General features: G+C 71.6%; 24 protein-coding genes and 1 pseudogene. 15 read left to right on the plus strand and 10 right to left on the minus strand.

Annotated elements, in window-relative coordinates; genetic code table 11:
• Positions 1-163: 163 nt before the first annotated feature.
• Both OHV05_RS34425 and OHV05_RS34430 read right to left on the minus strand, forming a co-directional pair.
• The gene (locus tag OHV05_RS34425) at positions 164-1,300 is read right to left on the minus strand and encodes a peptidoglycan recognition family protein (protein WP_405021237.1); all 1,137 of its coding nucleotides are present in this window, start codon (positions 1,298-1,300) and stop codon (positions 164-166) included.
• Positions 1,301-1,534: 234 nt separating this feature from the next.
• Complete coding sequence (locus OHV05_RS34430) at positions 1,535-5,263, minus strand: XRE family transcriptional regulator (protein WP_405021238.1); 3,729 nt, start codon at positions 5,261-5,263, stop codon at positions 1,535-1,537.
• 394 nt (positions 5,264-5,657) lie between these two features.
• Here OHV05_RS34430 and OHV05_RS34435 point away from each other — a divergent pair, with 394 nt between their 5' ends.
• The gene (locus tag OHV05_RS34435; RefSeq protein WP_405021239.1) at positions 5,658-6,239 is read left to right on the plus strand and encodes a fascin domain-containing protein; all 582 of its coding nucleotides are present in this window, start codon (positions 5,658-5,660) and stop codon (positions 6,237-6,239) included.
• 103 nt (positions 6,240-6,342) lie between these two features.
• Here the strand turns inward: OHV05_RS34435 and OHV05_RS34440 are convergent, their stop codons facing one another.
• The 4 genes from OHV05_RS34440 to OHV05_RS34455 all read right to left on the minus strand — a co-directional run bounded on the left by OHV05_RS34440 (position 6,343) and on the right by OHV05_RS34455 (position 10,037).
• The gene (locus OHV05_RS34440) at positions 6,343-8,295 is read right to left on the minus strand and encodes a protease pro-enzyme activation domain-containing protein (protein WP_405021240.1); all 1,953 of its coding nucleotides are present in this window, start codon (positions 8,293-8,295) and stop codon (positions 6,343-6,345) included.
• Between the two features lie 245 nt (positions 8,296-8,540).
• The gene (locus OHV05_RS34445; RefSeq protein WP_405021241.1) at positions 8,541-8,945 is read right to left on the minus strand and encodes a hypothetical protein; all 405 of its coding nucleotides are present in this window, start codon (positions 8,943-8,945) and stop codon (positions 8,541-8,543) included.
• A 167-nt stretch (positions 8,946-9,112) separates the two neighbouring features.
• The gene (locus OHV05_RS34450; RefSeq protein WP_405021242.1) at positions 9,113-9,646 is read right to left on the minus strand and encodes a hypothetical protein; all 534 of its coding nucleotides are present in this window, start codon (positions 9,644-9,646) and stop codon (positions 9,113-9,115) included.
• A 226-nt stretch (positions 9,647-9,872) separates the two neighbouring features.
• On the minus strand, positions 9,873-10,037 hold the full coding sequence (locus OHV05_RS34455; protein WP_405021243.1) for a hypothetical protein: 165 nt from the start codon (positions 10,035-10,037) through the stop codon (positions 9,873-9,875).
• Positions 10,038-10,363: 326 nt separating this feature from the next.
• On the opposite strand from OHV05_RS34455, the gene OHV05_RS34460 reads away from it, so the two are divergent.
• The 3 genes from OHV05_RS34460 (at position 10,364) to OHV05_RS34470 (ending at position 12,501) form a co-directional block, all read left to right on the plus strand.
• Positions 10,364-10,537: a CsbD family protein gene (locus OHV05_RS34460; protein ID WP_405021244.1), complete on the plus strand. Its 174-nt coding sequence runs from the start codon at positions 10,364-10,366 to the stop codon at positions 10,535-10,537.
• Between the two features lie 224 nt (positions 10,538-10,761).
• Positions 10,762-11,520, plus strand: coding sequence for a nuclear transport factor 2 family protein (locus tag OHV05_RS34465; protein WP_405021245.1), 759 nt, complete (start codon positions 10,762-10,764; stop codon positions 11,518-11,520).
• A 558-nt stretch (positions 11,521-12,078) separates the two neighbouring features.
• Positions 12,079-12,501 (plus strand): HIT family protein, encoded by a 423-nt coding sequence (locus tag OHV05_RS34470; RefSeq protein WP_405021246.1) that lies wholly within the window; start codon positions 12,079-12,081, stop codon positions 12,499-12,501.
• Positions 12,502-12,513: 12 nt separating this feature from the next.
• Here OHV05_RS34470 and OHV05_RS34475 read toward each other — a convergent pair whose 3' ends face one another.
• On the minus strand, positions 12,514-12,738 hold the full coding sequence (locus tag OHV05_RS34475) for a VOC family protein (RefSeq protein WP_405021602.1): 225 nt from the start codon (positions 12,736-12,738) through the stop codon (positions 12,514-12,516).
• A 491-nt stretch (positions 12,739-13,229) separates the two neighbouring features.
• Here OHV05_RS34475 and OHV05_RS34480 point away from each other — a divergent pair, with 491 nt between their 5' ends.
• The 6 genes and pseudogenes from OHV05_RS34480 (at position 13,230) to OHV05_RS34505 (ending at position 16,617) form a co-directional block, all read left to right on the plus strand.
• Positions 13,230-13,412 (plus strand): hypothetical protein, encoded by a 183-nt coding sequence (locus tag OHV05_RS34480; protein WP_405021247.1) that lies wholly within the window; start codon positions 13,230-13,232, stop codon positions 13,410-13,412.
• A 228-nt stretch (positions 13,413-13,640) separates the two neighbouring features.
• On the plus strand, positions 13,641-14,306 hold the full coding sequence (locus tag OHV05_RS34485; protein ID WP_405021248.1) for a glyoxalase: 666 nt from the start codon (positions 13,641-13,643) through the stop codon (positions 14,304-14,306).
• A gap of 132 nt (positions 14,307-14,438) precedes the next feature.
• The gene (locus OHV05_RS34490; RefSeq protein WP_405021249.1) at positions 14,439-14,852 is read left to right on the plus strand and encodes a VOC family protein; all 414 of its coding nucleotides are present in this window, start codon (positions 14,439-14,441) and stop codon (positions 14,850-14,852) included.
• A 142-nt stretch (positions 14,853-14,994) separates the two neighbouring features.
• Positions 14,995-15,429: a YdeI/OmpD-associated family protein gene (locus tag OHV05_RS34495; protein ID WP_405021250.1), complete on the plus strand. Its 435-nt coding sequence runs from the start codon at positions 14,995-14,997 to the stop codon at positions 15,427-15,429.
• 385 nt (positions 15,430-15,814) lie between these two features.
• Positions 15,815-16,153, plus strand: a pseudogene (locus OHV05_RS34500) (VOC family protein); the annotation flags it as partial.
• 65 nt (positions 16,154-16,218) lie between these two features.
• The gene (locus tag OHV05_RS34505; RefSeq protein ID WP_405021251.1) at positions 16,219-16,617 is read left to right on the plus strand and encodes a hypothetical protein; all 399 of its coding nucleotides are present in this window, start codon (positions 16,219-16,221) and stop codon (positions 16,615-16,617) included.
• A 260-nt stretch (positions 16,618-16,877) separates the two neighbouring features.
• On the opposite strand, the gene OHV05_RS34510 is transcribed toward OHV05_RS34505, so the two are convergent.
• The 3 genes from OHV05_RS34510 to OHV05_RS34520 form a co-directional block, all read right to left on the minus strand.
• A complete protein-coding gene (locus OHV05_RS34510) occupies positions 16,878-17,294 on the minus strand; it encodes a hypothetical protein (RefSeq protein ID WP_405021252.1) in 417 nt (138 codons plus the stop codon).
• A 220-nt stretch (positions 17,295-17,514) separates the two neighbouring features.
• The gene (locus OHV05_RS34515) at positions 17,515-17,676 is read right to left on the minus strand and encodes a hypothetical protein (RefSeq protein WP_405021253.1); all 162 of its coding nucleotides are present in this window, start codon (positions 17,674-17,676) and stop codon (positions 17,515-17,517) included.
• Between the two features lie 204 nt (positions 17,677-17,880).
• Positions 17,881-18,429 carry a hypothetical protein gene (locus OHV05_RS34520; protein ID WP_405021254.1) on the minus strand — a complete coding sequence of 183 codons (549 nt, stop codon included), beginning with the start codon at positions 18,427-18,429 and terminating at the stop codon, positions 17,881-17,883.
• 549 nt (positions 18,430-18,978) lie between these two features.
• On the opposite strand from OHV05_RS34520, the gene OHV05_RS34525 reads away from it, so the two are divergent.
• The 5 genes from OHV05_RS34525 (at position 18,979) to OHV05_RS34545 (ending at position 23,539) form a co-directional block, all read left to right on the plus strand.
• Positions 18,979-19,419 carry a cupin domain-containing protein gene (locus tag OHV05_RS34525; RefSeq protein WP_405021255.1) on the plus strand — a complete coding sequence of 147 codons (441 nt, stop codon included), beginning with the start codon at positions 18,979-18,981 and terminating at the stop codon, positions 19,417-19,419.
• A gap of 113 nt (positions 19,420-19,532) precedes the next feature.
• Positions 19,533-20,204 (plus strand): GNAT family N-acetyltransferase, encoded by a 672-nt coding sequence (locus OHV05_RS34530; protein ID WP_405021256.1) that lies wholly within the window; start codon positions 19,533-19,535, stop codon positions 20,202-20,204.
• A 418-nt stretch (positions 20,205-20,622) separates the two neighbouring features.
• Positions 20,623-20,772 (plus strand): GNAT family N-acetyltransferase, encoded by a 150-nt coding sequence (locus OHV05_RS34535; RefSeq protein WP_405021603.1) that lies wholly within the window; start codon positions 20,623-20,625, stop codon positions 20,770-20,772.
• A 944-nt stretch (positions 20,773-21,716) separates the two neighbouring features.
• Positions 21,717-22,256 (plus strand): ArsR/SmtB family transcription factor, encoded by a 540-nt coding sequence (locus OHV05_RS34540; RefSeq protein ID WP_405021257.1) that lies wholly within the window; start codon positions 21,717-21,719, stop codon positions 22,254-22,256.
• Positions 22,257-22,273: 17 nt separating this feature from the next.
• Positions 22,274-23,539 carry an MFS transporter gene (locus OHV05_RS34545; protein WP_405021604.1) on the plus strand — a complete coding sequence of 422 codons (1,266 nt, stop codon included), beginning with the start codon at positions 22,274-22,276 and terminating at the stop codon, positions 23,537-23,539.
• Positions 23,540-23,708 lie beyond the last annotated feature (169 nt).

Raw genomic sequence — 23,708 nt, forward strand, 5'->3', positions numbered from 1 at the left:
ACGAACTTGAGCGTTCCCCCGTAAGACCCGTCCCGGACAGCGGACGACTCTGTCAGAGATCGTTCGTCACGGGAAGGGTCTTGCGCGAATCATGAGGAGGCCCGGGTGGTCCTGGTGGCGTGCCGACACCACCCGGGCGCGTGCGCCGAGTTGGCGGGGTGGCTCAGCCGGCCTCGCTCACGATCCTGGCGACATCGGAGCGGAGCGCAGGGAGGGCGTCGTACATCTGGGCGCCGGGGCAGTCGGTGGCCAGCCAGTCGCGGTGGCCGCTGATGGTCTTGACCGCCTTGGTGACACCGTTGATCGGGTTCACGTAGGTGAGGTCCGCCTCGGGGGCGAGGTTGTGCCGGCGCGACAGTTCGGCCAGCAGCGCGGTGAGCGACTGGCGGGCGGCCGCGGTGGCCTGCTGGCCGGTGAGGGTGCCGAGCAGGCAGATGCCGAGGTTGCCGGAGTTGTAGCCGGCACTGTGGAAGGCGGTGACCAGCTTGCCGGTGCTGTCGTGCGCGGGCAACGGGTCGGTGCCCGAGTAGCGGCCCTCGTAGATCCGACCCGCCTCGTCGATCAGGAAGTGGTAGCCGATGTCGCCCCAGTCCAGGGTGATGGCGTGGTAGTCGTAGATCGCGCGGACGGTGGCGGCCGGGTCGGGGTCGGCGTTGACGCCTGCGCTGTGATGGACGGTCAGCGTCTGCAGCGGGTAGAACGCGGGCGGGGTGTTCTCGGCCCCGTTCTTGAACCGCTTGGATTCGTCCGCGCCCCAGGCGGCGCGGGTGAGGTACTCGATCCCGCCGAAGGTCCCCGGTGCGGTGGCGGCCACGGCGACCCTGCGGACCGGGCCCTGCCGGGTGTCGATCGCGGCGGAGCGGACGTCGGTGGCGCCGTCCGGCAGCCGCAGGTCGTAGCCGGTCGCGCCGGCCGCGGCGATCAGCGCGGTGGCGGTGCGCGCCGGGTCCGTTGCGACCCCGTCCGGGCCGGCCGCGCAGCCCGTCACCAACTGCCGCCAGGCGCCGGGAGTCCCGTCGGTGCCGTGCAGACGGATCTCCGCACCGCGCTGGGAGCCGGTCCAGCTGACCCCGACGTACCCGATCGGGAACGCGGTCCGTACCGCGGTGGCCGCCGCACCGGTGGCCGAGCGGGCCCGGGTCCGCGGGACCTCGGTGATCCGCTGCCCGGTCGCGGGGGCCGTCCCGGACGAGGGGGCGGCCGCGGCGGAGGCCAGGGGAGTGAGGGCGACGGCGGCCGCGGTGGCGCCGATGGTGCCGATCACGGTGCGGCGGCTGACGGCGGGTGAGTGGTGGTGCATCGGTGTCTCATCTCGGTACGGAGGTGCAGCCGGGACGCTTGTGAGCGCGTGTTCCGGGTGGCGGTTGATCAGTATCGTCTGTATACACGCCGACGGGGGACGAATCGGTCGGAGGGTGGCGGATCGTGCCCGAATTCTTGGTGCGCGGTGCCCGTCCGGCCACCCGGCCGGTGTACTCCGGTGACTTCGCGCGGTGCCGCGGCGGGTTGTTCACGGTCGCGGACCTACCGCAGCTCACCGGCAAGTACCCCGATACTCCAGCGACGGCAGGTAGTCGTCCCACTGTTCCGCGCTCAGACCCCTGCCCGCGCCCCGGCAGATGTCGCCCGCCGCGCGGTCGGGGTCGAGCGGCCAGCGGACCACCCGGCCGTCCTCCGCGCCGGAGAGCAGCGCGCCGTCGTCGGTGAAGGCGAGTGCCCGGATCCGGGCGGTGTGGCCGGTGAGGGTGGCCAGCCTGCGCCGTGCCGCGACGTCCCACACCAGCACGCTTCCGTCGTCGCCCGCCGAGGCGAGCAGGCGCCCGTCCCGGCTGAAGGCCAGCGTCTGGACGGCCGAGGCGTGGCCCTTCAGCAGCGCGGTCTGCCGACCTGTCCGGCCGTCGCGCAACGCCACCGTGCGACCGTCGCCCGAGGTGGCCAGCACGCTGCCGTCCGGGCTGAGCGCCAGCACCTGAACGGCTCCCTGACCGGTGTCGTCACGGCTCAGCAACGCCCCCGAGGTCGGGTCCCAGCCGGCCAGTTTCCCTGACGGCCCGACACCCAGCAGCCGCTCACCCGAGGGGGTGAAGACCACCGAGGTGGCGAGTCGCGAGGCGAACCGGGCGGTGACGTCCACCGGGGCGGCCGGGGCACCGACGTCCCAGGCGAACAGCCCCAGCGCCGCCACCACCAACAGCTTCCCGTCGGGCGCGACGGCGATGCCGGTGGCGGAACCGAAACCGAACGGCCCCAGCGGCCCGCCGACCCGAAGGCGCCGGGCGACGTCCCACAGGGTGACCAGACGGTTGCGGGTCACCGCGGCCAGCAGCCGTCTGTCGGAACTGAAGGCCACCGCCGCCACCTCGTCCCCCTGGCCGTCCAGCACTCCCGTCGGCCTGCCGTCCCGGGTCCAGAGCCGTACCGCGCCGTCGCTTCCGGCGGTGGCGACCGTGGCACCGTCCGGGCTGGTCCGGACATCGGTCACCTCGGCACTGAAACCGCCGAACGGTTCGGCCGCCAGGTCGTGCACCACGACGCCGCCGTTGTAGCCGGCGGAGGCGAGCATGCCCGCGTCCCGGCTGAGCGCCACCGCCACCGTCTCGCTACGCCCCCGGTCCCGGTAGGAGCCGAGCGCCACACCACGCCGGAAGTCCCAGAGGTGCACCGTGCCGGTCTCGTCGGCGACCGCGATCCGGTCGCCCGCGGGGGCGGAGGGTGTCCAGGCGTACGAATCGGCCAGGGCGGGTGGCGCGATCGCCACCGGGGCCGGTCCGCTCAGGTCCCACAGGCTCAGGCCGTGGTCGTCGGCGGAGGTCGCCAGGATCCGGCCGGTCGTCCCGAAGGCGACCGAATCCGAGCGGGCGGCGGAGAGTTGGGCGATCCGCCGGCCCGTACCGACCTCCCACACCAGCGGTCCGTCGGCGCCGGAGACGGAGGCCAGCAGACCTCCGTCCGGACTGAAGGCCAGCGAGGTGACCTGGGCCTGACCCGCCGCCAGGACCGTCCGCGCACCGGTGGAGAGGTCGTGCAGCGCGATCGAGCCGCCTGCCGCGCCGACCGCGACCAGGTGCCCGTCCGAGCTGAACGCCATGCCCCGGCTCACGCCCTCCTCCACCAGTCGGACGACCTGGCGGCGCTGCGCCACGTCCCAGACGATCACCGACCCGGACGTGCCGTCGACCCCGGCCGAGGCCACCAGCCGGCCGTCCCCGCTGAACCGCACCTGCTGCACCACGCCCTGGCCGCCCGCGAGTTCGGCCACCAGGGTGCCGGTCACCGGGTCCCACAGGGACACCGATCCGGCCACCCCGCCCGAGGCGAGCAGGGTGCGGTCCGGGGCGAAGTCGACGCTGTACACGGGCACACCGGGGGTGCCGAACTCGGTGCGGTGGGGCGTCGCGGCGGCGGCGCTCAGCACGGCGCCCCGGGTCTCGGCGTCGGGGTGCATCCGGGCGGCCGTCACGGCCAGCAGACCCGCGAGGACGGGGTCGCTCGACAGCAGCGAGCGGGACTTCAGGGCCAACTCCCCGGCCAGAGCCGCTGTCTGACGCTGCTCCGCGGTGTGCCGCTCGTTGAGCGCCACACTGCCGCCGAGCAGCGCCAACACCAGCAGCACCGCAGTACAGGTGACCAGCCGCTGCAACAGGCGGGTCCGTCGGCGCACCGCCCCCAGCTCGGCCGCCGCCAGGTCGCCACCCGCCCGTAGGAAGTCGGCCTCCCACCGGTTGACCTCGCCGGGGTGCTCCGCTGCCCAGGCCCGTGCGGTCTGCAGTTGGGTACCCCGGTAGAGCGCCCCGGGATCGCGGTCGAGGGCCCGCCAGTGCTGGGCGGCGTCGGTCAGCCGGCGGTGCACCAGCAGGCTCGCCCGGTCGTCGGTGAGCCAACGGTGCAGCCGGGGCCAGGCCCGGATCAGCGCCTCGTGCGCGAGCTGGACGCGATCCCCGTCCAGCACGACCAGCCGCGCCCCGGCCAGCAGGTCCAACACCTCGGCGAGCGCCGGATCAGGGGCCAGACCGTTCAGTTCGGACCGGGTGATCGGCCGACGGGTGTCCTCGGAGCCGTCGCCGAGCACGGCCAGCCGGAGGAGGATCCGCCGGGCGAGATCCTGCTGCCGACCGAGGCGCTGGTACACCTCCTCCGCCGTCTGAGCCAGGGCACCACGTACACCGCCGCAGGCCCGGTAGGCGGCCGCCGTGAGCTCCTCGTCGGTGCGCCGGCGCCAGGTCTCCAGCAGCGCGTGCGAGACCAGCGGCAGTGAGCCTGGCTGTTCCGCCGCGTCCGCCAGGACGACCGCCGCCAGCTCCGGATCCAGCCGCAGGCCCGCCCGCGCGGCCGGCTGCACCACGATCTCCCGCAGCTCGCTCTGCGACGGTGGCCCCAGCAGGAGTTGGGCCTCGTCCCGCAGCGCCTCGGTCAGCCCGGGGTGCCGGGTGATCCGGCCCAGGAAGTCGGCCCGCACCCCCAGGACGACCGTGGTCCGCCGGCCCGGGCCGTGGGCCGCGTCCAGCAGGGCGTCGACGAACCGGAACGCCTGGCCCTCGTCCGCGCAGAGCGTGAAGACCTCCTCGAACTGGTCGACCACCAGCAGCAGTCGGGTCTCGGCGGGCCCGGCGGCCAGAACGCCCCGCACCGCGAGGTCCAGGACAGCCGGATCGGCCGTCAACTCCTCGTACAGGTGGGCGGCATCGCCGTCGGACAACTTCGCCAGCCGGTCGGACAACTCACGCAGCGGGTGCGCCGTCGGGGTCATCAGGACGGTCCGCCAGCGGCTCGCAGCCGCCTGGTCCGCCTCCAGCGCACCGACCAGCCCGGCCCGCAGCAGCGAGGACTTCCCGCTGCCGGACGCCCCGAACAGCCCTACCAGAGGCAGCCGTTCGACCCGCTCGCGCAGCCGCCCGGCCATCTCCGCCCGGCCGAAGAACCACGGGGCGTCCTCGGGCTGGAACGCCGCCAGGCCCTGGTACGGACAGGGCGGCGCGGAACTCTCGCGCACCGGCACACCTCCGGCGTCGGCCGCCGACTCCCACCGGGTCCGCCACTCCGCCTCGTCGCCGCCGCAAGCCGTCACGTACGCCAGCGTGACCTCCAGCGACGGCAGCCGCTGTCCCTTGGCCGCCTCGGCGAGGGTGCTGGCGGAGAAGTGGACGCGCTGGGCCATCAGCCGGTAGCCCGGGCGCCCCGCCCGCTCCCGCAGCTCGCGGAGCCCGGCCGCCAGGAGTGCGGTCCGACCACCGTCCGGGTCCAGCGGCTTCTCGGGACGCCCCACGCCAACCCCCCATTGACCACGGTTGTTTGTCCGGCCCCCAGGCCCCTGCCGGACAACCCCTGGCCCGATTAGACATGGTGCCGCAGCCACAGTCCAGGCTGTTTCCGTCCAGCAGACGCAGGCGCCCTGATGACCCGCGAACGTTGACGGGCCCACCGCGACTCGGCCGCCCCGGCCTCTCCGCCCCGGCCGCGCCGCCACCGGTACCGAACACCGCGGACCTCGCACGGCCTCCCACGGGGGTGGGGGCCGCGACCAGCGGTGATCAGGGCCCACCCGGCCGTCGTGATGCACAGCCTGACGGCTGTTCACCTCCGCCGCGCCGGGACGCGTCCGAGCACATCACCGCACCACTGAACCGATGTCACCCGTTCCTCAGAGAGGACACCCAGCCTTGAAGCTCTGGAAGACCCTTCTCATCGGCCTGGCCGCCACCCTGCCGCTCACCCTGACCGGTACGGCGTCGGCGAGCGCACCGTCGGCCGGCCCCGCTCGTCAGGCAGCGGCGTCGGCCCTGGGGGCGACCCAGTCGCTCGTCGCCGTCGACTGCTACGACAACATCGTGATCATGGGAGCGAACGACAGGTTCGTCTCCGCCGAACTCGGATACGCGGGAGCGCGCTACGGCGAACTCCGGGCCCGCGCCACGGCGGTCGGCCCGTGGGAGCTGTTCGGGCTCTGCCGGAACCGGAGCACCGGGGAGACGATCCTGTGGTCCGAGGCCAACGGCGACTTCGTCTCGGCGGAGATCGCCTACGGTGGGTCCGACTACGCGGAACTGCGGGCCCGCGCCACCGAGATCGGTCCGTGGGAGAGGTTCTACACACCCAACACGCCCGGCTCCGGCAACACGTACTTCTTCGCCGACGCCAACCTGGGCTACGTCTCCGCCGAACTCGCCTACTCCGGCGACGGATACGCCAAGCTGCGCTCGCGCGCCACCGAGCGCGGCGCCTGGGAGACCTTCCGCTGGTAGCACGCCCGCCGCACCTGAGCCACGGGCGCGGCTGAAAGGCCGTACAGACTGCCCCCGCCGTCGGTCGAACCGGCGGCGGGGGCAGGACTGTGGGGGCTCCGGATCAGTGGAACAGGCTCCCGTACGAGGCGACGTAGCCCGGGGCGGGCGTGCCGACGCCGGTGACGTCGTCGTAGCCGCGCACCGCGTGCAGCGAGCTGTCCTTGCCGAGGCTGCGCACCGAGGTGCGCAGGCCGTCGGTGGCGTCCACGGTGTTGGCGAAGTCGACGCGGGCGACCGCGAGTTCACGGTTGGCGCCGAGCGGCCGGTCGGTCACGTCGTGGTAGAGCGGCGAGTCGTAGCGGGCGTAGATCCCCGGGTTGGCGAAGCCGATCGGGAAGTGCCGGGCCTGCTGCGCCAGCGCCTGGACACCCGCGATCACCGGGGCGGCCAGCGAGGTGCCGCCGATCCGGTACTCGTCGTAGGAGACGGTGCCGTCGGGCCAGGACTGGGTCTGGCCGACCAGGAAGCCGGTGTTGGGGTCGGCGACCGCGGCGATGTCGGGGATGGTGCGCATCCGGGTCGGGCCGTTGGCCTTCGCCAGCGAGTCGGGCACGACCCCGCGCTGGTAGAAGGGCTGCTTGACGGTGGCACTGGTGCCGCCGCCCGCGCCGCCGGTGTAGGTGCCCGGGAAGTCGGTCCAGCTCTTGCCGTCGGCGGAGAGGGTCGCCTTCTGCGTGCCCCAGCCGGTCTCGAACTGGTACCGGTCACCCTTGCCGACGGCCAGCGAGGTGCCGCCGACGGCGGTCACCCAGGCCGAGCTGGCGGGGATGTCGACCTGCTTCTTGCCGGTGTTGGCGACCTCGTCGCCGTCGTCGCCGGAGGAGAAGTAGAAGCCGATGCCCTCGATCGCGCCCAGTTTGAAGGTGCGGTCGTAGGCGGCCGCGGTGTCCGAGGTCTGGTTGGCCTCGATGTCGCCCCAGGAGTTGGAGACGATGTCGGCGAGCCGGCTGTCGACGATCTTGTTGAGGGCGTCGAGCAGGTCGGGGTCGTTGCAGGAGGCACCGGCGACGTACACGATGTTCGCGTCCGGGGCGAGCGCGTGCACCGCCTCGACGTCGAGGGACTCCTCGCCGTACCAGCCGGAGGCGCCGCAGTCCTCCACGCTGTTGTAGGAGGCGGGCAGCACCTCGGTGTACTGGCCCTTGCGGTAGGGCTGGTCGCCGTTGCGCTTGGCGTACGCGGCCGCGTCGGCCGCCATGGTCGGCGAGGCGTAGGCGTCGGTGATCGCGACGGTCACGCCCTTGCCGGTGTACTTGCCCGCACCGTAGGCGGCGCGCAGCTGCGTGCCGGTGTACCCGTGGACGGCGTACGGGATCTTCGCGCCGTACGCGTCCGGCAGCGTGGCGGCGGTGTTCGAGCCGTAGTAGGTGGAGAACGGCCCCGCGTTGCGGAAGCCGGCGCCGGGGCCCGGCAGGGTGTCCTTCGGCTCGGCGCGGTGCGGCGCGTTGTCCAGGCCGGTGACGGTGAGCACGGCGTCGGCCAGCTCGCGCGGGGCGGAGGCGGCGTGCGCGGGAGCGTGGAAGGTACGGCCGTCCTTGCGGTAGTCGTGCAGCGGCGTGGCGAACGCCTTCTGCACGGCCGCGGCGTCACCGGTGACCGCGAGGTAGTGTCGGCCGTCGCCGGTGACGCTCAGACCGGCGGACTTCAGCCACGCGGTGACCGCCGCGATCTGCTGCGGGCTCGCGCCGAAGCGCTCCTCGGCCTGCTGGGGCGTCAGGTACTTGCCGTACGAGGGCGAGGCCGGGTCGGAGACCGCGGTGGCGTAGGCGGTCAGCCCCTGGGCGTCCCGGCCGGCGAGGTACACGCGGGCACCGACCTGGGTGGATCCGGCCGTGGCCCCGGTGTCGGTGGCGCCGCCGGTCCACTCGGGGGCCGTGCCCTCCAGGGTGGCCCGGCCGTTCGGGACGGTCTCCGCCTGTGCGGACGGAATGCCTATGGCCAGCGTGCCGGCCAGCAGTGACACGGCTGCCGCGGCCCGCAGGCCGGTACGCCGTCGGATGTGATCGGTGGTCATGGAGCGATCCCCCCTGAGATGTCCTGGCGGATTGTCAGGTGCGGATCGTATCGACCACTTGTCGCATTCCCCAGTGATGGAAGCAGGTTGATCCAACGTCAGGGGAAAGCTTTACCCAGCCGTGGGTGACCGCTTGCCGGGGGACGGTCGGCGGGGCGGCGCAGAGGTGACGGACGGCGGCACGACGTCCGTCGGCGACGCGGCGGGGGACGTTGTTCTGGCGGCGGGTACGGCGTCGGCCGCGGTCAGTGGGGCTCGATCGGATGCCGCAGGTCGGCCACTGCTTCCAGCAGGGGCCAGCCGTCGACCTCCACCGCCGGTGGGTCCTGGGGCTGCCACCCGAGGGAGACCGCCGCATCCAGCAGGGCCCGGACGGTGCCCGGTTCGTGCAGGTTCAGGGCGCTGCCGTGGGTGAGGCCCACGTCCCCCGATCCCGTGGGGAAGCCGCCCGGGACGTACCGGCCAGGGCCTTCGGCGAAGACGACGCGCAACGGGCCGCCGCTGCCGACCGGTTGCGGGTACAGCGTGAGGGTCTCGCGGCAGCCCGAGGGCGAGCCGTTCCCCGCCGGGCGGTGACTGTGGCCGAGGGTCCACAGGTAGACGCGCCCGTCGGCGACCAGGCGGCGGGGCTTCTTCGGATGGCGGGGCACGGTGCTGAGCGTACGCGGCTGGGCTCACCCGCCCCGGTGCGGACGGCGCCGGTCGGACGGGTCGGTGTCCTGCGGCAGATGGTTCTGACCGTTCGCCGGTGATCTCGACCTTCCGGCCGTGGCCGGCCCTGCTCGCGGGCGACCCGGGGCGTCCGGCGGGGACGGTGTCACTCGTAGATGCGGGCCGCCCCCAGTTGCCAGGCGACCGAAGCCCAGTTCACGGGTTCGATGGGTGGGACGCCGGGAAGGTCCGACCGCCGGTCGAGAGAGGAGCCGAGCCAGCTCTCCCACGATTCCAGGAATCCGGCCAGTGAGCCGCTCGCCCAGCCACCGCCGTCGCCCGCCCACAGGCCCCGCGCCTTCCGGTCCGCCGTCCAGGCGCGGTCGCGGGCGTGGTCAGCCGCCAAGTCACGTAGTCGGGACCGTAGTTCGCCCGACGTGGCGACCGGCGGCACGGTGCCCAACGGGGCGGGATCGGCGAGCCCGGCCGATGGTGCGGCGAGCGCGCCGAGCAGTTGGTCGGCCAGACCGGTCCAGCCGGGATCCGGTGCCCCGCCCGGGAGGGTGGCGGCCCACCGGAGCAGGACGTCGTCCACTGCGGGTGCGTCCGGCCCCAGGTCCTCGAAGTGTCCGGAGAGGCGCTGCAACAGTTCTACGAAGTCCTCGCCGGTCTCGACCGTGTTCGTCATCAGGTTCGTCACCGCGCGAGGTTAGCCCCGCAGTGGTGTTCCGTCGAGCGGTCTGTCCGGCGGTCGAACCCCGTTGTCCTCGCGCCCTCCCAGCTGCGTCGCAGGTCGGCGGGTATGACCGTCTTGCTGGGACGTCCCAGGTCGTTCTGTCCGATGGTGGTGCCCGCACTTCGAGGCATTGGCGGCATGGACCACCCCCGACCACGGTCGGTGTCTCACCGGAGTCTGACCGCCGGGTTCAGAAGGGCGGGTAGGGCTCGATCTCGGCCGCCCACTCGATTGCCGCCGCCACCACCGATTCGGCCGTCAGCCGGGTGGTGACCACGACCGGCTCGCCCGCATGAGTCCGGCGTTGCCAGGGAGGCAGGAACTCCGGGTCCAGACTGACGTTCGCGACCCTCAAGACCCTGATCCACCAGCTCGAAGGACCCGGAGCCCAGGGAGCTCATTACGCCGTTGTCGACGGCGGGTACGGCCAGCGCTGCAGACCGGCGCCGACTGCGGGAGTGTCCCTCCGGTGTGTGTGAAGGGGGGCGCGTCGTTACCAGTGGTGGTAGGTGCTGGGCCGAGTGGGTGCCGCAGGCGACGAGCTCACCAGCAGGGGCCTGTCGTCGACGGAGGCTTCTGCCCTGGTGCGGCGCAGATATTCGCAGGAATCTTCCAGAGCCGGGTGGGCAGGCGCTTCGTCGTCAGGACGACGGCGTACTGACTGAAGGCGAGGAGATCGTGATGAGTGCGGGCGACAAGATCGAGAACAGTGGTGAGAAGGCCAAGGGCAAGGTCAAGGAGGCTGCCGGCAAGGCGGTCGGTAACGATCGCCTTGAGGCCGAGGGGAAGGCGGACCAGGCCAAGGGCGACCTCAAGCAGGCCGGCGAGCACATCAAGGACGTGTTCAAGCGCTGAACCACCTTGCACGCGGGCCCGGCAACTTCAGGTTGCCGGGCCCTGCGGCGGTGGCGCTGACCGTCCGATCATCGTTACCGGCGGAGAGCACTGGTTCCTCTCCCATGGGTCTGCGGCGTGAGTCTCCAGGGGCAATTCCGGCGTGCGGCGACGACCCGGGACGGCAACAGTGTGGTGTAGGCAGGTGGACAGCCTGTCACTGAACCCCGGATCGGAGTCATACCGTGAGCAGCAAGGACATCGTTGCCAAGGCCGCGGCGGAACTGTTCGGCCACAAGGACCCCAGTGCGGTCGACCGCTGGGTGGCCGCCGACTACCGCCAGCACAGCAGCCTCGCCCCGGACGGCCCTGAGGCCCTGCGGCAACTGGTGGCGGGACTGCCGGAAGGCTTTCGCTACGAGGGCGTCCGGGTGATCGCCGACGGTGACCTGGTGGTTCTGCACGGGATCTACCACGGTTTCGGTCCCGATCCGCTGGTGGCCTTCGATCTGTTCCGTGTCGATGCCGATGGCAAGATCGCCGAGCACTGGGACGCGCTGACGCCCCTGGTGAGTGACACCGCGTCCGGCCGCACCCAGACGGACGGGCCCACCGAGCCGACCGATCTCGGCAGGACCGAGGCCAACCGGGCGCTCGTCCTGGAGTTCGCGGAGAAGGTGTTCAAGGGCGCCGACTACTCGGTTCTGACCGACTACATCTCCACCGAGACCTACCACCAGCACAACCCGGAGGCCGCCGACGGCCTGGACGGCTTCGGCGCAGCCGCCGCGACGTGGGGCGAGCAGGGCAAGAACCTCATCTACAAGGACGTTCACAGGGTCGTCGCCGAAGGCGATTTCGTACTGCTCCAGTCCGAGGGCGAGTTCGGTGTCCCGGTCGCCTACTGGGACCTGTTCCGCCTCGCCGACGGCAAGATCGTCGAGCACTGGGACATCGTCATGCCCGTCCCGGCCGAACTGCCGCACAGCAACGGCCTGTTCTGAACCGTCCAGTCGAAGACCTCAGCGGGGCGACAGTGAACAGGGCGCTACGGTCACTGGCTCGGGCCACCTTCACCCCGGCGGCCGTGATCGGCCGTCAGAGATCGCCCGCGACCGTCTCCGCGGCCCAGCGACAACAACGTCAAACAGGACCGGGGACGCACACGTCGGGCTGGACGGGCATCCGGAGGGCCAGGGCGTCCCGGTCCTCCGGACGCGGGCGTGGAGAACTCAGCGGTTGCTGACATCCAGAGTCTCGACCGTCCCGTGGAGGGTCCGTGACCCCGAGTACGATCCGCTCCACGTTGCCGTCGGCACCGGCACCGTGAGTCCGTCCCAGCCGGTCAGGGGAGCAACTCCCCTGCTGGGCCGCGCGATGCTTGCCGGCGGCGGGTGTGCCCCGGCGCAGAAGTAGAAGTTCGGTGTCGTGGGCAGCCGTCTGCCGGTAGCGCGTGAGGTCCCTGCGCTCGGGAGCACTGCGGGCCGGCTACTCGGCTGTGGGCCGGATCCGACCGGAACCGGCTGGCGATCGGGCTTCCGGGTCTGACAGGGTCGGGTCGTATGGATTGCATCTTCTGCAGGCTCATCCGTGAGGACACTGCGCGCTGGGTGGCTCGTGGTCCGGTGGCCTGTGCGTTCACTCCGCTGAACCCGTTGGCGCCTGGTCACACGCTGGTGGTTCCAACGCTCCACCACGCGGATGTCTTCGAGACCCCGCCCGAGGTCCTCACCGTGGTGACGGCACTTGTCCAGCGTGTGGCCGAGGCCGCGCGGACCGGCTTGAACGCCTCAGGCGTGAACATCCTCAGCGCCAGCGGCCCCGGATCGGAGCAGTCGGTGCCCCACCTGCACTTCCACGTGGTTCCGCGGTGGCCGGACGACGGGATCTCGACCTGGCCGACCGGAGACTCCGTACACCAGGTCACGGGCGATCCGGGGGCGCGGCTCGCCGACGCTCTGGCTTCGGGGCGGCGCCTCTCCTGATGAGCAGCCGGTTCAGGTGATGCCTCCCGGACTGCTGTCGAGGCGCCACTCTGCGAGGTGGCCAGACCGGAGCCAGGTAGCAGTCCGCCTGCTGGAACACGAAGAACGGTCCTTGCGGTGAAGCGGCGACGACGGCTGTTCCCGACCCTCGCGCCCGATGTGCCAACCCAGGAGTTCGGCATAGAACCTGGCCAGGGCGCTGGGGTCCGGCGCCTCGATCGTCGTGCCCCACCACATGCCACCGGTTGTGAGCGCTCGGGGATTCCGACGCCGTACCCAGGTCGACTCCACGCCGCGCCCGGCCGGCTGTGGCTGCTGACCGAGCGTCAAATCGGCCTGGGCGGTGTTCACGTTCGTTCAGCCGGGAACGTGAACGCGGCCTGCGCCCAGGCGAGGAACGGCTTCGCGGTCGGGCGCCCGGACTGCCGAGGTGGCAACGGTACGCGGAAGGGTCGGCGGCCCTCGGGGCATTCGGTCCTTTGCCAGGGTGGGAGCGTCGGCTCCCGGTACGCGCGCGCCCCCGGGTACGCCGGGGCGGCTCCTTTCGGGTCTCCTCGGGAGGCTGATTCGGCTGCGCTGATCGATCAGTTGACGCTGTTTCGGCTGGTGGGGCCCGTAGGGTGGCACCCATGACGGGGGCGGGGCCGGGACGGTCGTTACAGGGAGCCGGGGCGGAGTCCGGGCCGGACGGGTGGCCGGAGTCGCTGCCGCGGTACGAGGTGGTGCGGTTGCCGCCGGACGACCGTGGCCACCGGCCGTGGGCGGTCCTGAACCGGTCGACCGGCGGGTGGGTGCACGCCGGTGGGGAGGTCGACTTCTACGTCACCGAGGACGGTGCCCGGGCCTGTGTGCGGCGGTTGCGCTATCTCGACGAGGCCGGCATCCGCAGCACGACCACCGCCGGCGACTGACACAGCCGGCGCCGGCCCCAGCCACCTGGCCCGCTGCGCAAGCACCTGCCGTCCGGGCTGCTCGCCCTCGAACACCCTTCTCAAGCCCGGCAGTTCGCGCCTGTCCCGTTCCTTCCGGGGGCCGGGGAGCGGCCCGGCCCGGCACGACCGGGCAGGGTGGGAGGGGGAACAGGTCTCAGGACCGGTCAGGAATCGAGAAGCCCCGGCTGCCGCCCAGCCCCTAGCGTGATGGTCATGGCAACCACCGCTTCCACCGCAGCCAACACGTCCCTCGCGTCCGTCACCCTCGAGGTGGCCGACCTTGAGGCCGCTCGCCGTTTCTACAGCGCCTTCGGCGTGGACTCGTACATACGCCTGCGGGCCTCCGAGGCGCACTCCGCCGGATTCCGCGGCTTCACCCTGGCGCTCACGGTGGCCGGGCCGGCCACCGTCGACGGCTTCGTCGGTGCGGCCGTGGACGCCGGCGCCACGGTCCTGAAGCCCGCCGCGAAGTCGCTCTGGGGTTACAGCGGCGTCGTCCAGGCCCCGGACGGAACGATCTGGAAGATCGCGACCTCCGCGAAGAAGGACACCGGCCCCGCCACCCGCGAGATCGGCGAGGTGGTCCTGCTGATCGGCGTCGAGGACGTGAAGGCCACCAAGCAGCTCTACGTCAGCCGGGGCATGACCGTGGCCAAGAGCTTCGGCGGCAAGTACACCGAGTTCGCCCCCGGTCGGTCCGGCGCCGTCACGCTGGCGCTGTACAAGCGCCGTGCCCTCGCCAAGGACCTCGGGGTGCCGGTCGACGGCACCGGCTCGCACCGCATCGTCCTCGGCAGCACCGCCGACGCCTTCACCGACCCGGACGGGTTCGCCTGGGAGGCTGCCGCATCGCTCGCCCCGACGCCGTCCTGACTCCGGGCCTCCGCTCGGGCCCCGACTGACCCTCGGGTCCTACCGATTGACCGGCGCACACGCGCCGGTGCGGCAGCCGGCCCCCGGCCCGGATGCCGGGTACACATCCATCCACAGTGCAAGGAGCACGATATGAAAGCGCACGTCAGCTCGATTCTCCTCGGTGTCCGGGACATGGACCGGGCCAAGCGGTTCTACGTCGAGGGGCTCGGCTGGAAGATCCAGAACGACTACGGCATCTCGGTGTTCTTCGACTCCGACGGCGCGTCGCCGGTGGGCTTCTACAGTCGTGAGGGTCTGGCCGGCCAGGTGGGCACGGACCCGGTGGGCAGCGGCTTCAGCGGGCTGGTGCTGACCTACGTCGTCCGCAGTGAGGCACGGGTCGAGGAGATCATCGCGGAGGCCCGGGAGGCCGGTGCCACGATCCTGAAGCCCGCCGGTGCGCTGCCGTGGGGCGGGTACGGTGGAACCTTCGCCGACCCGGACGGCTATGTCTGGAGCGTCGGTTACAGCGCCCAGGGAACCGACCAGCCCTACGCGGAGTAGCCGCGACTTCCTGCCTCGCAGCCTCCCGGGACGGCGCGCGCGGACCGCCGCCGTCCCGGGCACGGCGATGCTCCCGGGTGGGAGTGGGAGCCGCTTGTCGGAGCCGGGTGGGCCGGATCCGCAGAACGACAGGAGAAGGATCATGAAGTTTCGCGCACGCGTCGAGCCGCCCGAGCCCATGCGGGGCCTGGAGGTTCCGCCCGAGGTGGTGGCGGCACTCGGCGGGGGTGCGCGGCCGCCGGTGACGATCACGGTCGACGGGCATTCGTGGCGGAGCCGGGTCGCCATCCTGCGGGGCCGCCACCTGATCGGCCTGAGCAACGCCAACCGGCAGGCCGCAGGTGTCGCGATCGGCGACGAGGTCGAGGTCGAGGTCGTGCTCGACACCGAGCCACGCGTCGTCGTCGAGCCCCCGGATTTCGCCCGGGCCCTGGACGACGACCCGGTCGCCCGCGCCGCGTACGACAACCTCGCCCCTGGCCGCAAGCAGGAGCACGTGCGCGCTGTCGAGAGCGCGAAGCGGCCCGAGACGCGCCAACGGCGTATCGAGAAGGCCATCGCCACCCTGCGCGGCTGAGCCTCGAAACAGCGAAGACTTCGGCGGCACTCCTGGCACACGCCGGTATCCGGCCGACGCGGACGTGCGGTGCTGCGCCAGGCCGAGCCGGAGGTCCCGCCGGCTCGGGGTGATGCGAATCAACTGCCGTTCGCTGCCGGTACGTTCGACGTGATCACCTCTACGTCCGCTACCTCGGAACCCACTTGCACGCGGTGCACCTCGATTCCGGTGGTGGGAAAGGTACTTCGCGTGTCCTTCACATTCTCCCGTCGGTGTCCGTCGGTGAAGCAGTACCGACCGACAGACCTACGGACGGACGCATCATGCTGACGAACATCATGTACGTAACGCTCCATGTCACCGACCAGGAGCGCGCGTTGAGGTTCTACATCGAGCAGCTCGGCCTGGAGAAGCGGATCGACCACCCGGGGCCCGACGGACGTTTCCTCACCGTGGGGGTGCCCGGAGCCCCGGTGGAGATCGTTCTGTGGCCGCAGCCGGAGGCTGCGGGACGGCCGGGCGGCACCCAGGGCCGGTCTTCCTCGAATCGGACGACCTGCGAGCGGACTTCAAGGTGCTACGCGACCGCGGAGTGACCTTCGACCAGCCCGAACCGGAGGACTACGGGTTCGGCGTCCGCATCGAGGCCGTGGACCCGGACGGCAACCGGATCTCGCTGCGCCAACGCGCGGCCTGGCAGGGCCGCAGCGAGGGCTGCCCGTCGGCGGGCCACGCGCCGTAGGTGTGCTCTGTCGGCCCGAGGGGCGGCGGGTGTGTACTGGGGGCCTGCCGTTGCGAGGGGGACGTATGCCGAACACGCCGGATCCGGAGGGGCCCGATTCGCCGCAGGAGGAGGAGCCCTGGCTGGACAGTCGCGAGGTCGCCGCGCTGTGGCCGGTACGTGAGGACTGGTTGCGGGGCGCCGCTGGGCGTGCCGACGTCCGCATCCGCCAGTTCGGCGGGGAGAGCCGAGGCACGTACGGGGCGGCGCCGACGTACTACCACTATCACCCCGGGGATGTGCGGCGGGCCGCCGCGGCGATCGCCGAAGGCCGCGTCGACATCCCGTCGGTCTGGCGCACCGACACTCCCGACGGTCGGCGGGCGGAGTACTGGAGCAGGTTCCGGTTCCGTCTCACCTGCGCGGTCATGCTGGCCCTGTTCCTGCTCCTCCTGGGGTTGGCGGTCTACGACATGGTGTCGTGAACCCTGCCCGGGCCCCTGATCTGTTTCGGTCGGCTCGGGCCGGGAGAGCAGACTCGGTGGGGTGGCCGGGGAGTGGTGTCCGAGCCGTCCGCCGGCTGCGGGGTTGAGACGCCGCCCGCGCTCATGGTGGCGTTGTGCCTCGGCGTGTCCGCCCCGGCCTCGCGTCTTGGCCGGAGGTGGACAGCCACCACTGTGACGAGGTGTCGGCCCTCCCGACCGGGCAGGAGGGCCGGGCCCGGAGGCCGCCCGGCTCGACGCCGTTACTCGCCCGGCCGCACCCATGGAGCGAACCGCTGGTCAGGTGCCACGTCCTCGCGCCAGTACCTCAAGACGATGCCCTGCACGATATCCAGGCGATCCGCGGCGATCAGGCACGAGACAGGCTCCGACCCACCCGCGTCCGCTTCGAAGGCAACGAGCACGGGCGGCGTTTCACCAAGTCGGCGGGTGACCGTCGCCAACTCCTCGGACGTGGGAGCGCGAAATTCAGGATCGTGAAAGTTCGCTGGGCAGCTGACGAACGTCGGCATGGTGAACACCAGCTCCAGCGCGTGGTGATAGGTGAGGTCGTAATCGGCCGCGAGCAGGAACCGGCCACGATCCCAGGCGACAACGTCCCAGTCCCACCAGGACCCCGCGGGGAGCTCTATCGCGCCATGGACCTGCTCGTCGTTCACCTTCAGGCCCCCAGACTGTGCGAACGGAACCACAGGCTACCCAGCAGCGCGGAGCACCACCTGGGGGACACCGCCTGGCCGCCGCGGTGCGGGTCGCGGGTCGTGGAGGGATCGCCGCGCTGCGGATCGTTCGGTGTCCGTCTCCGGGGCCGTGACCTCGTTCCGTGCGGTGTGGCGTGATTCCGCACGTTCTCGGGCGATCGGTCCGCTGATGACCGGTTCAGCCTGACAGGCGTTCGACGATGGCGTCCGGTACTGCGGAGGCGCGGCTGCGGAACACCACACAGAAGACGGCCAGGGCGATCAAGGCCAGCATGAGTTCGCCCTGGCCGAGCCGGTCGCCTGCCCGGACGGCAGCGGTCCGTCGGGACGTCCACATCACGGTCCGGTCCTTGACCGGCCGCCCCGCCGGCCCAGATCGGCTGGTACATGATCTCGTACCGACGGAACCGCTCGGGTCCGGTGGGCTCGGGAGGCTGTCCCCGGGCCGCACACCTGGGCGCCAACCAGTGATCTGGAGGTGCGGCACCTGCCGGTGGACCGAACGGGGACACCGGCAGGCGCGGGCGGCGCGGCGGACGGGCCGTCAGAGTGTGGTCTGCTCGCCCGGGTTGGAGCGGGCTCCGGTGACGGGTTCGGGGTGGGGGCCGGAGACGGTGGGGTTTGGCAGGCAGAGCATGGCGAAGGAGATCTGGAGGACGATGAAGAAGATGACCGGTACGAATCCGCCGAGCAGGAGCAGTGCCGGGCCCATGTTGATCAGTACGGCTGCGGTCGTGTGCCCTTTGTTGCCTCTTGCGGCTCGGCGGGAGATCCAGAGGAGGACGATGAGCGCGGGGCCGGCGGTCCAGAGCGTGGTGATGGCGGCCAACTCCATGAAGCCCATCTGGCCCGGGGCGCCGGGTACGAGGAGCGATGCGGGCAGCATCACCAGGAGGAACGGTGTCGAACACATGGCGAGGTACCGCGTCGCTGCCTGTGCGAGCCAGCGCATCTCCGCCCTGAAAGCGGCCGCCCGGCCGGGAATGGCACCGCGGATGGCCAGGAGTACCAGCACCGCGACACCGGCCCACGAGAGTGCGGAGCCTATCTCGTCGACGTAGTCGGGGGCGGACACGAGGAACAGCACGGTCATGAGCACAGGTGGTGCAGCGGCGATTGTCACCAGGGCCCGGTTTGCGGCCACGCGCCTGACCCGGTTCGCCAGGGACGTGGATGGGGCGATGGTTGGCTCGCTCTGAGCTGGTGAGCTCACAATGCCTCCTCGTTTGAACACGTTCAAACCTATCGTGTGCTCACCGCCCGGTCCACCCCCGACTCGGATGACTGGCACTGCGTCAGATCTCCTCCTGGGTCGACCGACAACGGCCGTCGAGGCTCGGAGGCGCGCCATCCGGCTCCACCTCCGCCGGTGGCGACCCGGCGGTGAGGAGCTCGACATCGGACCGGCAGCGCGGCTCAGACCCTGCACACGGAGCGGACCTACGGAGACGTCCTCGACCGGTCGCGGGCCACATTCCTGGCGAGTGAACCACCCCCGCTACGGCGTGTCGAAGAGGACCTCGGACGCGGTTGACCACCACCCGTGGGACCGCATCGCGCGAGGGCTCCTGTGCAAAGGGGCGCTGATAGGGTCCGTAACGAAGATCATCATCTAGTCGGATCGACCAACGGGGTGGGACATATGAGCAGCGGAAGCCAGAGCGCCATGGGCGGACTCGTACTCGACGCGCCACCGGCCGTCACCGCGGCCTACCAGGGCAGCGGTCTCGCGGCCACCGACCTCGCCATCGGCACCACCGGCAACGGCCTCGCGCTCGGCACCGAGGGCGGCACCGACGTGGTCTTCCGCGAGATCACCATCGCCCCCGGCGGCAACACCGGCTGGCACTACCACCCGGGTCAGGTGCTGGTGGTGGTCAAGTCCGGCACTCTCACCCGGGTGTTGGAGGACCGCTCCACCGAGGTCACCCCGGCCGGCGGCGTGGTGGTCGAGGCGGCCGGGGCCCGGCACGTGCACATCGGGTACAACCACGGCACCGAGCCGGTGGTGCTGCTCGCCACCTACCTCGCCCCGGCGGGCAGCCCGCTCTCGGTCTGCGCCCCGGCCCCTGGCTGCGGCTGACACCCCGTCGGAGGCCGGGGGGCACGGGTGTTGGCGTCCGGTCAGACCTCGGGAAGGTCGGCCTGTGTGAGCTGGAGGAGGCTTCCGTTCTGGGGTTGTTCCTGACTCTCGGCGTGTACCAGCACGTGATCCTCGCTGAGACGAGCCGGAGCGGGGCGACCGTCCACTGCTCCGGCGGCCTGATCGAGAGGGTCACGCCGGAGGCCCGGGAGGCGGCGCGGACGTTCGCCCGTGAGATGGTTGCTGCCATGACAATTGGCGCGACTCCAGGCAGCGAAGTTGTACTCGAGACGAGTCGCCTGTTGCTCAGACCTTGGCGGGTATCCGAGGCTGCCGTCCAGCGTGAGCTGTGGACCGAACGTGATCCACGAGTGCCGCCGCACCGCCGGATCGACGCGGACGGACACCCCACGGTCGCGGAACTCGAGGATTCGATCCGCTCCAACCAGTTGTGGTCGATCGGGTTGCTGGCGGTCGAGCGGAAGACCTCTCGTGACGTCATCGGCTACTGCGGGCTGGTCGACAGCGGGCGAGGGTCGGCAGGGGAGCCGGAGCTGGCCTTCGAGCTGCTGTACCGGGTTTGGCGTCAGGGTTACGCGACCGAGGCCGCGTTGGCGGTTCTGGAATGGGCGAGAGCGTTGGGCCACGATCGCCTGTGGGCCACGGTCTGGGACTGGAATACGGCCTCTCGCCGCGTGCTGGCCAAGGTCGGGTTCACCGAGACCGAGCGGAAGGAAGTGGACGCGGTGCACGGGACCACCCTGTTCACCACGAGACGGCTCTGACGCACCCGATGTTCGGTCCTGCAGACGGCTCCGTGCGGGGCCGGCAGGCGGCACTCGTGTCCATTCCGTCGGCGAAGGCGGATGCGGCACACGCTCGATGCGGGTTGCTGGGGCGGAAGATCAGGGCGGCCGCCGGACCGTTCTCGCGGGTGTTGCTGAGCCCAGCCCGGTGGTCGGGGCATCGTGGGTGCTGGCGATGCTCCGCAGGAGTCCGTGGAGGGTGATCACAGTTTTGGGTGGGTGGCAGGCTGCTCTGCCTGGTGGTCAGTGATTCGTCGCGGGCCGGCGACGAGGTGTCGGTAGTGAGCCCTGATCTGCCGGATGTTGAGCTCAACGAGTTGTTCGGTGCGTCGTGGCCGGCTCACAAGTCGATCTCCTTCGCGCCGATGCTCTCTCAGAGTCTGACCTGGATTACGGCGTGTCGAGGGGCCGGTTGGTCGGATTCGTCAACGTTGTCGGCGATGGTGGTTCGCGCGGCTTCGTTCTGGATATGACGGTGCATCCGGACGAGCGCCAGCGGGGGATCGGGATGCGGCTGGTGAGGGCGGCTGGTGAGGGCGGCTGCTGACGAGGCGAAGGCTCGCGGTGCCCGAGCGGCTGCATGTCGACTACGAGCCGCGCCTGGAGTCCTTCTACGGTCAGTGCGGATTCCGGCCGACCGCGGCCGGGCGCATCGGGCTTTGAGCGGGCTGCCTTCGTAGGTCCACCGGTATGGCCTGGCGGCCTCGTTGTGCCCGATGACGTAGGTATCCAGCTTCTCGATCGGGCCGTCGCGGCCGGCGAAGTCGTCGTGCCGCATGACCAGGCGGGTGGGGGCGGGGAAGAACATCTCGGCCTGGTTGGCCAGGATGCGTGCGGCGGGGTCCGGCGGACGTGGGTGCGGTGCGGTGCGGTGCGGTGCAGTGCGCGGCCGGCCAGGCTCTGGTGTGGTCGGTGGTGTGTGGGGAACCGTTGTCGAGGACCACGTGGATCTTCTTGCCGGGGTGGTCGTCCGGTCGGGCTGAAGGGCTCCGCGTTGTTGCGGGCGATCACTTCTGTGAGCATCTCGCCGCTGTGCACGTCGAGGGCGGCAGCGACCCCGGCACGGCGCCCTCGTGGTCCGTGCCAGCCTGTCGGCCGGGCCCGGACGGGGCGCTTGTCGGGACGTCTGGATGCCGTCCAGCGCCGGTATCCGAGGGTCCGTCACCGCCACGTCGGGGCGCAGCACCTGGGCCGGTGCGACGGCCTCGGCGCCGTTGCCGGCCTCGTCGGCCGGCTCCAGCCCGGGGCGTCGGCGATCACCCGCCGGGGCCAGTGACGGGACGTCAGCATCTCCCGGGCCGCCTCGGAACCGCGTCAGGTCCCGGCCGGTGACCGGGGCTCGGCCGCTTCGGCGAGCCGGGCTGGATCAGCTCGTACGGCGGCTGCACCGGAGGGTGCGGGAGCGACGGGTTCACCTGCTGGAGGGTCGATTCCGGAAGACCGTACGGAACCCCCTTGCGCAATGGTCAAGAATCGTTGACCATTGAGCGCGTGCCTACCGATGATCTTCCCGAGACGTTCCACGTCACCACGGACGAGCAGCTACGCGCCGTCTCCAATCTCACGCGCCACCGGATCATGGCGGTGCTCCGCTTCGAGCCCGCGACCATCACCCAGATCGCCGAACGGGTGGGCCTCGCGAAGGGCAGTTCCAGCTATCACGTACGGCTGCTCGAGCGGGCCGGCCTGGTGACGGTGGTACGGACGCGGAAGGTCCGGGGGGTCACCGAGCGGTACTACGCGATGGCCGCCCGGTCGATCGTGCTGCCGGACCCGGGCGAGGGCGGCCCGGACCTGCTGATGCGGCACGCGGTGGCCGACCTGGAGGCAGCACCGGCCGACGGCGAGCGGCACGTACGGATGGCGCATCTGCGGCTCACCGATGAGCAGTTCGCGCAGCTGGGGGCCCGACTGGAGGCCCTGGCGGACGAGTACCGGGAGCTGTCCGACCCCTCGCTGCCGGACGCCTCGCTGGTCTTCGCACTGTTCCACCCGGCGCCGGTCCGGCAGATCGAGGGAGACGCCAAGTGAGCTCGGACACAACGAAGTTGCCGACCGGGTTCGGACGACTGTGGACCGCCCAGACGGTCTCCTCGCTCGGTGACGGGGTGACACATGCCGCACTTCCGCTGCTCGCGCTGACGCTGACGCGGGATCCGATGGCGCTCGCCGTCGTCACCGCCGCCGGTACGCTGCCGTGGCTGCTCTTCGGGGTGCTCGGCGGAGCACTGGTGGACCGCTGGGACCGCCGGCGCACGATGTGGATCGCGGACGCGGCGCGTGCGGCGCTGCTCGCGATACCGGCGGCCGCCGCCGCACTCGACACGCTGAGCATTCCGCTGCTCGCCGCCGTCGCCTTCCTGCTCGGCCTCGGCGGACTCTTCTTCGACACCGCCGCCACCGCCTACCTGCCGGACCTGCTCGGCCGCGACCCCGCACTCCTGGAGCGCGCCAACTCCCGCCTGCGCGGCGCCCAGACCGCCATGTCCGGCTTCGCCGGGCCACCCGCGGGCAGCGCCCTGCTCGTGCTCGGACGGGCGGTCCCGCTGCTCGCCGACGCGGTCTCGTTCGCGCTCTCGGCACTGCTCGTACGGTCACTGCCCGCCGCACCCCGGCCCGCACCCCAGGCCCGCGAGTCGCTGCTGCGGCAGGCCCGGGCCGGAGCCGCCTACGTCTTCCGCGACCGGCTGCTGCTCGGGCTCGCGCTGCGCCCGGCGGTCGGGAACATCGCCTTCCTCGCCATCGAGACCGTCCTCGCCCTCTTCGCCCACGACCGCCTCGGCATCGGCACCTTCGGCTTCGGCCTGCTCCTCACCGCCGAGGCCACCGGGGGTCTGCTCGGCGCGGGCATCGCCTCCTTCCTGGGCCGACGACTCGGCACCGGCACCGCGCTGACCTGCACGGCCGCAGTCGAGGGACTCGCCATCCTGGTCCTTGCCGCCGCCCCGAACCCGTACGTCGCCGGTCTCGCGCTCGCCGTCTGCGGAGCGGGCATGGGCGCCACGATGGTGCTGGCCCCCTCCTTGCGGCAGACGATCGTCCCCGCCCACCTGATGGGCCGGGTCGCCTCCACCTCCCGCATGCTCGCCATGTGCGCCGCCCCGTTCGGCGCCTTCCTCGGCGGCTGGTTGGCCACCACCTACGACGTACGCACCCCGCTCTACACCGCTGCCGGCCTCCTCCTGACCATGACCGCCGTCACCGCGACCATGACCAGCAACCGCCGGGTCGAGGCGGCCCTGCGTGCCGCAGCGTCGACCGGCGGTCCGGGCCAACCGGAATCCGAGCATCTCGTTCGGGAGGGTGCCGTGTAGGGCTCCTGCCCTGTCTCCCCGACCCGGCGAATCCGCGAACGCACGGTCAGATCTCCTTGGGAAACTGCGGCGCCCGGCCGGTGCAGCACCGCCTGACCAACCGCACGGGCCTGAGGCCCGCCGGTCGCCGCAGGTTTCCGCTGCGGGCGCGTGCCGTCCGGCTGCGCTC

The organism is Kitasatospora sp. NBC_00070 (assembly GCF_045041205.1).
Taxonomy (GTDB): Bacteria; Actinomycetota; Actinomycetes; order Streptomycetales; family Streptomycetaceae; genus Kitasatospora.